Genomic DNA, 10,784 nt, shown 5'->3' with positions numbered 1-10,784 from the left:
CCGGTCAAAAACAGATTACGCTTGTTGAATCTACTACAGCGGATCCTGAAAGTCAGTTATTTGCTCTCATTGTCGTTAGCTTTGTCGTTACTTCTTCATCATTCTTAATATGCGATGAGAACAGGATAATGAAAGCGCAGGCCTTTCGGTTGTTCTTTTATCCTGCATGTCGAAGCCAGTGATAGCGTTCGATTGCCATACTTTTGGTTAATCTCATTTACGGCCAACATCAATGTTGTCTGACGCCTGTCTTCAACCATAAATCCAAACAGATCATCCGTTGCAGTCTGCTCTAGGGTGATATGTGTAGCCGTTAGTCCGCAGGCACGATAAGTTTCGCCCTGTCGAAAAACCTGTAAAAAACCCTGTTTTATAGCATCCATCATGCGCTTTAGGCTGTTGGTTGGGAAATCCAAACGCAATTGAACCTCACGCTTATCAAAATTGGCCATGGTCAGAAATAGATGCATACGCTGTGTCAGCAGTTGTTTGGCCACCAACTCAGAAACCAGGCGCATACAATGATAACTCAGATGCGCAGCTACCAGATGACGGTCTGCGATTAACTTACCCATCGAAGCTGTTCGAGACAGACTTTTTGGCAGCACCGGCTTCAATTCCAACGGCATGACAGAACGCCCCGACAACTCCTGTTTTAATAACATGCCATGCCTACCCAACAAACGATGCATCAAGCCATCTTCAAGACGAGAAAACTGCAAAGCGGTTCGGATATCAAATTTATATAACAGTGCGGCACGATTACGGCCAATACCGGGAATATCTCCAACCGGCAGATCAGATAAAAAGGCTTCAATATGTTTACCGGGTAAAACCATTGAACCATTCGGCTTGTTCGACTCGGAAGCAAGTTTCGCCAAAGTACGCGTATTGGCGATGCCTACCGACACTGTAATACCCACCTCACGCTGAATCACCGCTCTGATCTCATCAGCCAATTGTTGAAATGATTTTCCCCATAAGAGGCGAATACCGTTCATATCCATAAACCCCTCATCAATCGAATAGATCTCAATATCAGGACTATAGCGCCGCAGAACAGAAAAAAACTTGCCCGATAACTGCCCGTAATAACGAAAATCAGCCGCAAAAAACACAGCCTCAGGCGCTATCTTTTTCGCCTCCCAAACAGGCATACCTGTGCTAATCCCCATCGCTTTTGCATCGTAGCTTTTGGCCACCACAATCGCATTTTGACTCGACAACACACACACCGGCCGCCCCTTCAACTCCGGATGGCGCACCATCTCACAAGAGACATAAAACGCATCACAATCAACATGTGCAATGGCATTAGACCAATTGCTCACCACCATCATAAAACCTCAAAGACACAAGCGTTGTTCATACACGAGAAAGTAGCGTCTTCAGATTGAAGCTGCTTGTTTCGAGGACAAGGCAAACACGCGCAGCCTACTTGTGTAGGCGAGCATGTTTAACGCAGTGCCCCAGGGCAGCTTCTCTTGCTCCGCAATTCACCTTCTCATCGGGACAAGCAGAGGTGAACTGAAGGCGCTACTTAGAATTTACGGAACTGGCCGACAACTTCACCATAGATATCTAAAGAACTTTCCGGATAAATATTGGGATATTCCGCATTGGCAGGCTCCAAAAACAGCCCTTTCTGGTCAGAACGTAAATATTTAATGGTAAAATCACCATCCACAATCGCCACTACAATTTTGCCGATATTCGGATTGGTGTTGCGCTCCACAATGAGAAAATCGCTATGATGAATACCTGCATCAATCATCGAGTCGCCGCGCACCTCAACCAGCACAGTGCTGGATGGGTTCTCGACCAGATAATCATCAATCGTAATCGCATCACCCAGCGCTTCGGTCGCGGGGCTGGCAAAACCAGCGGGTGCCACACCGACATGCGGACGCGCAAAAAACATATTGGCCGGCGACAGGCGGCCGCCCGGCCCTTTACTGATGTAACCCGCAAAAATCATGCGATCGATAAACTTCACCGCACCTTGCTTGCTCACACCAACAAGTGCGGCAATCTCCGCATAGGAGGGAATCAGCCGATGCAGGGCATAATAGTCTTGTAGTCGTCCGAGATAGAAGGGGTCTTTATTCACCATGTACGCAGTATGGTGTACGTTCGTACACCACGCAAGTTATTTTAAATATGCACATACATTGCCCCTTAAAAATAATAATAGTGTTAATATTAGACTTGAATTCATCACCTGAAAGTGATTCAATGTCAACCATGTCAGAATCACCACAACAAGCCTTAGAAGAGCGCATGCAAGTGCTTACAGAACATTTGTCTGTTATTCGCCGCAATATGGAAAAAACCATTGCCGATAATCACCGCATGCGTGAGGTGGTGCGTATTGCTGAAAGTGAACTGCGTAAGCGTAGAGATCAGGTGCAGCATTTGGAAAGCGAACTTGAAGGTGTTCAGAATGCTCGTCTGGAAGCGAAAGCCCGCGTAGAGCATGCGATGGAACAACTTGATGGACTGATGACTGAGCAGGGAGAAGCATCGTGAGTAATCCTGTTGAAATTACCCTGATGGGCCGCAACTTCTCTATTTTAACAGATGAAGACCCGAATCAAGTCATTGCGGCTTCCAACCTCGTTCAAAAGCATATTGATGAGCTAAGAGATATGGGAGCATCTGTCGGATCAGATCGTCTGCTAACACTTGTGGCCTTGAATTTGGCTGGTGAATTGTTAAAGGCGAAAGACTCAGGTATTGACGGTCTGGAAGGCTTGATCTCAGAATTTGATAGTATAGTATCACAAGCAGAAGGTTTAGCGAAAGCGCCTCTGCGTTGAGCGAATGGCATAAATGTTGCCTGAGCCGATACTTGTCGAATGGGAGCTTACCTATCTTGGCTGTTGTGCGTCCCTTTTTGGGATACCTGATGCCCGGTTGCGGCACCCACCTCTTGTTAGAGGGTTCGTCGACTGTTTGCCACCACGCCAACGCGGAGGTTCCTTCTACCCCTCTGCCTCGCATAACGCCCTCGATGTTTTAAATCGGATTGCCCATGAATAAAGCCCTTTTACGTACATCTGCGCTGAAACAGCGTAAGGCGTTAACTTCCGCCCTTCGGAAAACATATTCCGAATCCATTATGGCATCCCTGTTTGCTTATCTTGCCACTGAAAAAAAACCATCCCAGAATTTACTGATCTATCGCTCGCTACCTTCTGAAGTGGCTACCGACACCCTGCTTGAACACAATGAATATCGACTATTCTCTTCGGTAACGCATCACCATGAACACATGGAGTGGCATGCGCTCTCTGACGCAACGCAGTGGCAAGTTGGCCTGTTCGGCATACAGGAACCGACTGGAGGCTTATTGTGGGATGGTAGTCAGGGAACAACTACACTGTTATGTCCTTTGACCGCTTTTGATCGACAGGGAAACCGCCTGGGTATGGGTAAGGGCTGTTTTGATTTCTGGCTTGCGCAACATCGCATGCATATCAAGCAGATCATCGGCTTGGCCTTTTCATGCCAGGAGATCGCACAAGTACCATTTGAAAGCCATGATGTGCCGATGCATTATGTTATTACTGAAAAAGAGGTTATTGCATGTACGAAACCAGCTTAGAGAGAATGAAGGTATTAGTGATTGGTGATGTACTCGGTCAAGCCGGTCGACGTGCGCTGAAAAGCCACTTGCCATCACTCATTGATATGCACCAAGTCGACTTTGTGGTCGCTAACGGTGAAAACCTGGCACATGGTTTTGGCACTACGGAAAAAGTCGCAGATGAATTGTTCAACCTTGGTGTTAATGTGCTAACCAACGGTAATCATTGCTGGGATCAACGCAGCTTTCTTGAACATATTGATGAAGACGACCGCTATGTGCGCCCGATGAATTTCACCCGGTTTGCACCAGGTCGTGGCTGGACAGTGCAAGAGACCACCACAGGCCATAAAATTGCTGTCATCAATCTTATCGGCCAGGTGTTCATGGGTTCATGGGATTGCCCGTTTGAAGCCGTTGATCAGGCCATGTCTGAGATTCCTGATGATGTCAGTGCCATATTGGTTGATATGCATGCTGAAGCGACCAGTGAGAAGATGGGCATGGGTTGGTATATGGATGGGCGCGCCTCTTTTGTCTATGGCACACATACCCATGTACCTACCTGTGATGAGGTTATTCATGCATCTGGTACGGCCTATCAATCTGACATCGGCATGACGGGCTCATATCAATCCATTATCGGCATGAAAGTTGAAGGCGCGTTAAGGCGCATGGTGCAGCGTTTGCCGGAGCGTTTTGAGGCAGCGGAGGGTGGAGCCTCTATCTTTGCCACCTTAGTCACAATTGATCCATCAACGCGCATGGCTGTTGAGATTGAGCGCATTCATATACCACCCACTTAAGCACCTTACAGATCAGAGATAAAAAAAAGGGGCCCGTCAGGGTCCCTTTTTAGTTCGATATAAACAAGCTTTTAGCGGATGCTACCTTCCAGTTGCACTGCTGCATCAGGTGCGTCAGCGAATGTTTTCAACTTTTGAGCACGTGATGGATGACGTAGCTTACGCAATGCTTTGGCTTCGATCTGACGAATACGTTCACGCGTAACACCGAACTGCTTGCCCACCTCTTCCAGTGTATGGTCGGTATTCATGCCAATACCAAAACGCATGCGCAGTACTTTTTGCTCACGATCAGTGAGATTTTTAAGCACATCAAGCGTTGCTTCGGCAAGGGCTGCACCAACCGCTGCATCAAGAGGATTCTCAGCATTATCATCTTCAACAAAATCGCCTAACTGAGAGTCTTCATCATCACCAATAGGTGTTTCCAGAGAAACAGGCTCTTTGGCGACTTCAAGAATCTGTTCTACTTTCTCAACTGTCATCTCAAGATGCTCTGCCAGTTCTTCCGGCGTTGGTTCACGTCCAATATTTTGTGCAATCTGACGCGATACACGCATCATTTTGTTAATGGTTTCAATCATATGCACTGGAATACGGATCGTACGGGCCTGATCAGCAATGGAGCGGGTGATGGCCTGACGAATCCACCATGTAGCATAGGTGGAAAATTTATAACCACGACGCCATTCAAATTTCTCTACCGCTTTCATCAGGCCGATGTTGCCTTCCTGAATCAGGTCAAGGAAACCAAGTCCACGGTTGGTGTATTTCTTGGCAATCGAGATCACCAAACGCAAGTTAGCTTCGATCATTTCACGTTTGGCCTGACGCATCTTAGCTTCACCCATGGTTAGTTTGCGGGCTACATCTTTCAGCTCGCCAACCTCCATTTCGGTTTCCTGCTCAACACGTTTCAGGCGGCGCTGATTTTCTTTTATTTTACCAACTACCGGCTCAATATTGACTGTCCAGGGAGCATCCTTATGTTGCTTGATACAATCATCAATCCAGCGCTCATTGGTTTCGCTTGGCGGAAATGTTTCCAAAAACAATTTGCGTGGCATTTTAGCCTTCAGACAGAAATCGCGGATGGTACGTTCAAAACGACGCACACGATCTACAGCATTTTTAAAGCGCTGTACAAGCTGATCCAGCTGACGCGGTGAGAACGGAATACTAACCAACTCCAGCAGCATACCATCGAGTGCCGCACGGCTTTTGATGAGCAGCTTGGGGTCATTAGGGCGCTTGGCGAGTTTCTTCTTCACATCAATGAAATCATCATGGAATGACTTGGCATTGGCAAAGTGTTCAAGCGCCTCTTCCAGCTGCTCTTCTTTGGTGATGACTGTTTCCATCATCGGAGTACCATCTGGAGTAGCGGTACGTGCTTTAATGGCTGCTGTTAGCTGTTCACCATCAAGCTTCACTTCATTTTCAGCCGGCTCGTCATCTTCATCTTCACTGCGGTTCATACGGTTTTCATATTCTTTGATGGCAGCTGCATTCACCACTTTTTCATCAACATCAATGATATCGCGGAAATTTGGTTCTTCGCCAAGTTCAGCGGCTTCATCACGGATTTCAGCAATGCGTTCGCCTAAAAGCATGATCTCACGGAATGTGGACGGGCATAAACAGATGGACTCATGCACCTGCATGCGACCTTCTTCAATACGGCGGGCAATTTCAATTTCGCCTTCGCGGGTAAGCAGCTCAACGGTTCCCATTTCGCGAAGATACATACGTACAGGATCATCAATACGAACAACCGTACCCAACTGGGAGGTGTCTGCACGAAGCGCTGAATCTTCTTTGCGCAGGCGATCCTTGCGCATGGCATAGGAGCCCGTAGGAGCACGTTCCGGGTCAACAACTTCGACACCCATTTCTGTGAAGACATTGATGATTTCTTCAACGCGATCAGCCGTCACAAGGCCGGTAGGCAAATGTTTGTTAAGATCTTCGTAGGTAATAAAGCCAGCCTGTTTACCTTTGGCCATCAATGTACCGAGTTCGCGAACCGTGATCTGGTCTTTTTTCGACATGCGAATTACTCCTGTATCTTCTGTTTATCTCAGTTGAACCTATTCCCGTTCAGACTGAATCTGTTCAGAAAGTTGTTTCTGTAGCTGTTTAATTTCATTGAATCGTCGTTGAGTAGGAATAAGTTCCTCAAAACTGAGCCCCTTTTTAATACGGCGCTCTATATCATTGGACTCCATATCCAATGACAAGCTTTCAAACTCAAGTTGTAGGACGGTTGCCTGATTCACCCAGCGAGAAATCAATGTTTGGCAGGCAGGAAAATCCTGAGCCAATTGTCTCGCGATGTCGGTATTATTGTCTTCGGCATCCGTTTGTATCGAAAAAGCGTGCGAATATAACGAATTAAGCGCATCGTTGTCAATGAAATAATAACGTGCTATATCAGGCAGTGATCGAAATCGCTCCGGTTTTTGCATCAAGCCGGTCATAAATCGTTCTTGTCGATGTGTGAGTTCGGGCAATGGCATTGCTCTCTGCTCATCCTGTTGAGACTCAGGCTTGTTCATCGCTTGTTGCCTGGCATATTGTAATTTAATACCTGTGGCTTGCTCAATTTCCTGCTTCCACTCCTGCCGCAAATAGCGATCTGTCATGGTTTCCAGCATGTTATCTGCCTTCTTGGCCATACGAGCCTTACCACCCGGGCCGCTACCAGCCAGTAGTTTAAGACCCATAAGCCATGTCTCCAGCACGTGTTTGCTGTCGTTATCCAAGCGCTTTTGGAATGCATCAGCACCTTCAGCTTTGAGGATAGAATCAGGGTCTTCGCCATCGGGCAGATAGAGAAAGCGGGGGGTTAGCTCTGCTTTCAACAATGGCATCATGCGTTCAAGAGCCCGCCAGGCCGCCTGCCTGCCTGCCCGATCACCATCAAAACTAAAGACGGGCGAATCGCACAAGCGAAAAATCTCACGGATTTGGCGCTCACCAATGGCGGTACCCAGTGGAGCCAAACCAATTTTCAGGCCATGTGCCGCCATCGCCAGCACATCCATGTAGCCCTCCACCACAACCAATTGCTTGTTTTTGCGAATGAAGTCACGGTGCTCAGAGAATCCATATAGCAGATCAGATTTGTGAAAGTAATCCGTCTCAGCTGAATTAAGGTATTTGGGTTCACCATCCCCCAATACGCGACCACCAAAACCAACTACGCGGCCACGGCGGTCCCGGATGGTGAACATCAGTCGATCCCGGAAGCGATCACCATAACCGTGATCACCTTTGAAGAGCAGTCCAACCGATTCCAACCCAGCATTGCTGCGGCCATCATTACCAAATATTTTTTGCATGAAGCCATATCCTGCAGGGGTATATCCCAATCCATAATCACGGATGATGGCAGCAGGCAGACCGCGTTGTTTCAAATATTCACTGGCTTTATGACCCGCAGGACTATGCAGGGCACGCCCCATGGCATCGGACGCGCGGCTCAGAAGTGTATAGGCCTTTTTCTGCCGGGCCTCTTCGCCGGGGTCGCGTTCATTACCCTGAGGTATTTCCATACCCGCTTTTTCAGCCAGATATTCAACAGCTTCGGGAAAGCTATAACCGTCATGTTCTATTAAAAACTGGAATGCCCCGCCACCTTTACCACAACCAAAACAGTAATATAGCTGCTTATCTGCTGAGACTGAGAATGAGCCTGATTTTTCATGGTGAAATGGACACAGCCCCATCATATTGGAGCCAGATTTTTTCAATTCAACGTGACGCCCGATAATCTCGATGATATCTGTGCGCGAAAGCACTTCATCAAGAAAAGAGGGAGAAAAATTAGCCATGATCTTTTGTAGAGTGCAATGGGCTGAAATGCAAGTGCTTTACGTCATTTACCCTAAACGCGATTTAATAATGCCGGAGACTTTGCCCATATCGGCACGGCCTTCAGCCTTGCTTTTAACGATCCCCATCACTTTACCCATATCGCGCATGCTGGATGCGTCCGCATCAGAGATGGCCTGATCGATAATGACAGCCAATTCATCATCAGATAATGGTTCGGGTAGATAGGTTTGAAAAACAGCGGCTTCTGTCAGCTCCTGCTCTTGCAGGTCAGAGCGATCAGCATCGGCATATTGTTTGGCTGCATCATTACGCTGCTTGACTAATTTCGAAACCACAGCCATTGCCTCTGCATCATCGAGTGCATGACCCAATTCAATCTCTTTGTCTTTCATCGCAGCACGCAGCATACGAATACAGGATAGACGTGATTTTTCACCAGCTTTCATAGCTGCTTTCATATCATTAATAAGTTGTTTTTGCATAAGGACTCCAAGGGCCTGAAATATAGCCACAGTGTATGCAGACAAAGGCTGGCAAAACATCATCGTCGTTTTGTTGCCCCAATGCACGCAGCAGTGCTATGTTGAAACAAAAATGCCGGACACAAAGGCCCGGCATTTCTCAAGATTGACGCAAGGACGACTTAAAAGTCGCGATTCTCGCGCATACGTACACGGCGCAAGCGTTTCATTAAACGTTTGCGAGCAGCAGCTTCTTTACGTTTCTTCGCGATTGAAGGCTTTTCATAAGCTTCGCGACGACGGCATTCGGAAACGACACCACCTTTTTCGACCTGTTTGCGAAAACGCTTAAGCGCAATCTCAAATGGTTCGTCAGAATTAACTCTAATTCCTGGCATATTAAATATCACCCGCCTTAGCCCGTGTGGCCATAAATTCGCCCTTCAACTCATGCGCCGCTAGGTTAGCATGCAAGCCAAGATGGCTTGAAAGGGCGGCGGATTATGGCAACAGAACAGGGCAAGTCAAATCAAGCGACAGGAAGCAGTGCTTCCGGCCTGCTTCGTGCCGCCTCCAAAGTGGGCAGCTGGACGATGCTTTCTCGTATTTTGGGCTTTGTGCGCGACATTCTGATTGCCCGCGTACTCGGTGCAGGGCCGTTAGCCGATGCCTTTTTTGTAGCCTTTAAGCTACCCAATTTTTTCCGTCGCATGTTTGCCGAAGGCACCTTGACTGTAGCACTGGTACCGGTGCTATCAGACCAGCGTGAACAAGGCGAAGCACAAGCACATCAATTTTTGAATGCGCTGGCAACCATATTATTGATGGCGGTGGTGCTGTTTACCGTACTCGGCATGTTGCTGATGCCGTGGTTATTATATCTGTTTGCGCCCGGTTTTGCCGATGAACCGGATCGTTGGAATATGTCGCTGGATCTGGCGCGATTGATGTTTCCCTATCTGGCGATGATCTCTCTTGCTGCATTGTCCTGGGCGGTGCTGAACACCTACAAACATTTTGCTGTGCCCGCAGCAAGCCCGGCACTATTGAATGTAGCGATCATTCTTGCCGCACTTCTTTTAGCCCCATCTTTTGATAACCCGGCCGTAGCTCTCGCCATCGGTGTGTTGGCTGGTGGTTTTTTGCAACTGGTGATCCAATTCCCTGCCTTGAAACGCATTGGCTGGACACCGCGCATCAGTTTTCATTTTAATCAGCCGGCTCTGGCCGAGACAATGTACTTGTTCGGCCCGGCACTGTTAGCCATTGCCGCAGTGCAGATCAATATTCTGGTCGGCACGATTCTCGCCACCCTGCTGGATACAGGGGCTGTCTCGTATCTCTATTATGCAGATCGCATCGTGCAATTGCCGTTAGCGCTATTTGGTATTGCCATGAGCACCGCACTACTGCCCACACTCTCCAGCCATCTATCCAAAGGCAACAGGGATGCAGCCGGTGAAGATCTGCGTACAGGTCTGGCCTGGTTAACCTGGCTTACCCTGCCGGCAGTGGTCGGGGCACTTTTTCTGGCAGAACCGATTGTGGTAACACTGTTTGAGCGCGGCGCCTTCACACACATGGATAGTGTAGCGACTGCGCAAACACTGCAGGCCTATGCGGTTGGCCTGATCGCCTTCTGCTGGGTGCGATTGTTTGCTTCAGCCTGTTATGCCCAAAAAGATGCCAAGGCACCGATGCGTTATGCAGCCATCAGCGTGGCAGTGAATATTGTACTGGCGTTCATCCTGATGCAGTTCTGGGCCTATGTGGGACTGGCGTTGGCCACCTCGCTGGCAGCCTTTGTCAATGTGGTATTGCTTTATATGCGCCTGACCAAAACATACGGCCCCATGTTTGATGCGAGCACCTTTAAGCGGATGGCGACAGCAGTTATTGCCAGCCTGTTGATGCTGCTCTCTTTGATCGTTTTTGAATCGCAATGGAGCTTTCCTATGGATGCACTGATGCAGATAATCTGGCTGACATCGGCTATCATTGGAGCAATAATCGTCTTCTTATTGTCGGCTGTAGGATTAGGTGAGCGAGCATTGTTATTGACGTTTTTAAAACGACGGGCGTAAGGGG

General features: G+C 48.1%; 11 protein-coding genes and 1 other RNA gene. 6 read left to right on the top strand and 6 right to left on the bottom strand.

The genetic code is table 11. From position 1 onward, the window contains the following. Window positions 1–104 precede the first annotated feature (104 nt). Together D8Y20_RS02280 and D8Y20_RS02275 are read right to left on the bottom strand one after the other, a co-directional pair. Window positions 105–1,337, bottom strand: coding sequence for a DNA polymerase IV (locus tag D8Y20_RS02280; RefSeq protein ID WP_121541472.1), 1,233 nt, complete (start codon window positions 1,335–1,337; stop codon window positions 105–107). A 203-nt stretch (window positions 1,338–1,540) separates the two neighbouring features. Next, a complete protein-coding gene (locus D8Y20_RS02275; RefSeq protein ID WP_121541413.1) occupies window positions 1,541–2,113 on the bottom strand; it encodes a LexA family transcriptional regulator in 573 nt (190 codons plus the stop codon). A 131-nt stretch (window positions 2,114–2,244) separates the two neighbouring features. Between D8Y20_RS02275 and D8Y20_RS02270 the strand changes: the two genes are divergently transcribed. The 5 genes from D8Y20_RS02270 (at window position 2,245) to D8Y20_RS02250 (ending at window position 4,395) form a co-directional block, all read left to right on the top strand. Further along, the gene (locus D8Y20_RS02270) at window positions 2,245–2,529 is read left to right on the top strand and encodes a hypothetical protein (RefSeq protein ID WP_121541471.1); all 285 of its coding nucleotides are present in this window, start codon (window positions 2,245–2,247) and stop codon (window positions 2,527–2,529) included. Beyond that, window positions 2,526–2,819, top strand: coding sequence for a cell division protein ZapA (locus tag D8Y20_RS02265; protein WP_121541412.1), 294 nt, complete (start codon window positions 2,526–2,528; stop codon window positions 2,817–2,819). The genes D8Y20_RS02270 and D8Y20_RS02265 overlap by 4 nt, the downstream gene beginning before the upstream one ends. Beyond that, window positions 2,805–2,982, top strand: a non-coding RNA gene (ssrS, locus tag D8Y20_RS02260) — 6S RNA. Before D8Y20_RS02265 ends, ssrS begins: the two co-directional genes overlap by 15 nt. Before the next feature lie 52 nt (window positions 2,983–3,034). After that, entirely contained in the window at window positions 3,035–3,607 is a 573-nt protein-coding gene (locus tag D8Y20_RS02255; RefSeq protein ID WP_121541411.1) for a 5-formyltetrahydrofolate cyclo-ligase, read from the top strand. Between the two features lie 5 nt (window positions 3,608–3,612). Next, window positions 3,613–4,395 (top strand): TIGR00282 family metallophosphoesterase, encoded by a 783-nt coding sequence (locus D8Y20_RS02250; protein ID WP_121541470.1) that lies wholly within the window; start codon window positions 3,613–3,615, stop codon window positions 4,393–4,395. Between the two features lie 71 nt (window positions 4,396–4,466). On the opposite strand, the gene rpoD is transcribed toward D8Y20_RS02250, so the two are convergent. The 4 genes from rpoD to rpsU form a co-directional block, all read right to left on the bottom strand. Continuing rightward, window positions 4,467–6,446 carry an RNA polymerase sigma factor RpoD gene (rpoD, locus tag D8Y20_RS02245; RefSeq protein WP_121541410.1) on the bottom strand — a complete coding sequence of 660 codons (1,980 nt, stop codon included), beginning with the start codon at window positions 6,444–6,446 and terminating at the stop codon, window positions 4,467–4,469. Between the two features lie 39 nt (window positions 6,447–6,485). Continuing rightward, window positions 6,486–8,231 carry a DNA primase gene (gene dnaG / locus D8Y20_RS02240; RefSeq protein WP_121541409.1) on the bottom strand — a complete coding sequence of 582 codons (1,746 nt, stop codon included), beginning with the start codon at window positions 8,229–8,231 and terminating at the stop codon, window positions 6,486–6,488. 48 nt (window positions 8,232–8,279) lie between these two features. Then, window positions 8,280–8,717, bottom strand: coding sequence for a GatB/YqeY domain-containing protein (locus D8Y20_RS02235; RefSeq protein WP_121541408.1), 438 nt, complete (start codon window positions 8,715–8,717; stop codon window positions 8,280–8,282). 161 nt (window positions 8,718–8,878) lie between these two features. Next, a complete protein-coding gene (gene rpsU, locus D8Y20_RS02230) occupies window positions 8,879–9,094 on the bottom strand; it encodes a 30S ribosomal protein S21 (RefSeq protein WP_121541407.1) in 216 nt (71 codons plus the stop codon). A 105-nt stretch (window positions 9,095–9,199) separates the two neighbouring features. Here rpsU and murJ point away from each other — a divergent pair, with 105 nt between their 5' ends. Next, the gene (murJ, locus tag D8Y20_RS02225) at window positions 9,200–10,780 is read left to right on the top strand and encodes a murein biosynthesis integral membrane protein MurJ (protein ID WP_121541406.1); all 1,581 of its coding nucleotides are present in this window, start codon (window positions 9,200–9,202) and stop codon (window positions 10,778–10,780) included. Window positions 10,781–10,784: the final 4 nt, after the last annotated feature.

Origin of the sequence: Mariprofundus sp. EBB-1 (genome assembly GCF_003665155.1) — a bacterium.
GTDB lineage: Bacteria > Pseudomonadota > Zetaproteobacteria > Mariprofundales > Mariprofundaceae > Mariprofundus.
Note: the sequence above shows the minus strand (reverse complement) of the source record. Positions and strands in the feature narration are given on the sequence as shown.

Bases quoted from the DNA above. Each gene is read 5' to 3' on its own strand.
- D8Y20_RS02280 (WP_121541472.1), bottom strand. From the start codon at position 1,337: ATGGTGGTGAGCAATTGGTCTAATGCCATTGCACATGTTGATTGTGAT.
- D8Y20_RS02275 (WP_121541413.1), bottom strand. From the start codon at position 2,113: ATGGTGAATAAAGACCCCTTCTATCTCGGACGACTACAAGACTATTAT.
- D8Y20_RS02270 (WP_121541471.1), top strand. From the start codon at position 2,245: ATGTCAGAATCACCACAACAAGCCTTAGAAGAGCGCATGCAAGTGCTT.
- D8Y20_RS02255 (WP_121541411.1), top strand. From the start codon at position 3,035: ATGAATAAAGCCCTTTTACGTACATCTGCGCTGAAACAGCGTAAGGCG.
- D8Y20_RS02250 (WP_121541470.1), top strand. From the start codon at position 3,613: ATGAAGGTATTAGTGATTGGTGATGTACTCGGTCAAGCCGGTCGACGT.
- rpoD (WP_121541410.1), bottom strand. From the start codon at position 6,446: ATGTCGAAAAAAGACCAGATCACGGTTCGCGAACTCGGTACATTGATG.
- dnaG (WP_121541409.1), bottom strand. From the start codon at position 8,231: ATGGCTAATTTTTCTCCCTCTTTTCTTGATGAAGTGCTTTCGCGCACA.
- D8Y20_RS02235 (WP_121541408.1), bottom strand. From the start codon at position 8,717: ATGCAAAAACAACTTATTAATGATATGAAAGCAGCTATGAAAGCTGGT.
- rpsU (WP_121541407.1), bottom strand. From the start codon at position 9,094: ATGCCAGGAATTAGAGTTAATTCTGACGAACCATTTGAGATTGCGCTT.
- murJ (WP_121541406.1), top strand. From the start codon at position 9,200: ATGGCAACAGAACAGGGCAAGTCAAATCAAGCGACAGGAAGCAGTGCT.